1 protein-coding gene and 1 pseudogene are annotated in these 1,046 nt (G+C 47.2%); one reads left to right on the top strand and one right to left on the bottom strand.

Annotated elements, in window-relative coordinates:
* Positions 1 to 305: pseudogene (locus ACFO8Q_RS09905) on the top strand (hypothetical protein); the annotation flags it as partial.
* Here ACFO8Q_RS09905 and ACFO8Q_RS09900 read toward each other — a convergent pair.
* Positions 282 to 779, bottom strand: a complete 498-nt coding sequence (locus tag ACFO8Q_RS09900; RefSeq protein WP_380025612.1) for a hypothetical protein — start codon at positions 777 to 779, stop codon at positions 282 to 284. The pseudogene ACFO8Q_RS09905 and the gene ACFO8Q_RS09900 overlap by 24 nt on opposite strands.
* Positions 780 to 1,046: the final 267 nt, after the last annotated feature.

Raw genomic sequence — 1,046 nt, 5'->3', positions numbered from 1 at the left:
GGATCAAGCGCAAACTCAAAAAGCCCAGAAAGAAAGGCAAGAAAAATGAGAAGCAAGAGCCCAAAAACCCCAAGATTACTGAAAAATTGGTCGCTCGTGCCCTGCGTTCCGACAAAATTCACTACTCTCCGAAAGCCCGCGACCTGCTTCAACAACTGTTTCAAACCTTGTTTGTGCTTCCGTCTGCCGCTAAAGGGTTGCTGGGCAACACTTCTTCCTTTCGCGTCATCGGAGATGGTTCCCCCGTTGAAACGGGACTCGGCCCACGACGCCCTCCCGATCTATACCCTGCTGGAACACGATGATGTCTCCGCCATCATCGACCTGAACCTCAGGCGTTCCGGCAAGTTGTATATTTTCTTCTGCAAGTTTCGATAAACCTCATGATCAAAACGAATGTGGATCTTATTGGCTTTCAGTTGGGTTGCAGATTGCGTTCGGACCTCAAATGTTACGAATCCTTGACCGATTACCGGGGTCCGCGCGAATCCGTCTTTTACAATCTGTCCCGATTGTTCTGCAATTCGAGTTGGCAGCAGTTCTGAAGTAAGAAACACCTTCTCTCCCGGTTCAAAAGTGACCTCCAGATTCTGACGGACCAAATAAAGTGCGCTTCGGTTGTTCATCTCGCCTTTCACAGTCACCATATCAAGCGGGTCTTCTGACCAGCCGAACAGGGTAACGGTACCTTTCTCAATCGGAGTTTGCCTCGTTGTATATGCCATTAATGAGTCGTATCGTTGATTCAATTCTTGCAGTTCCAGGCCGATCGGTAACATCTCTCTCGAGAAAGGACGACCGTTCGGGTTTTCCGGAGAAACGGAACGATCTTCGAGTTCAACTTTAATTTGCTGGCTTTCCCCGATTGGAAGATCCCGTAAAATTACGACATGCGAACCAATCGCTAACCGAACATCGCGAAGATTAAACCGCGACCGGTTTGTGATAGTTCCTTCTATGAACTTATCTTTAAAAAAGGCTCAGTTCAAAGATAGTGTTGCTTACAAACGTATGTTCTGATATTCTCGGTATAAGAACGTACGTTT

This window comes from Effusibacillus consociatus (genome assembly GCF_042652925.1).
In the GTDB taxonomy this organism is placed as follows: Bacteria; Bacillota; Bacilli; order Tumebacillales; family Effusibacillaceae; genus Effusibacillus; species Effusibacillus consociatus.
Note: the sequence above shows the minus strand (reverse complement) of the source record. Positions and strands in the feature narration are given on the sequence as shown.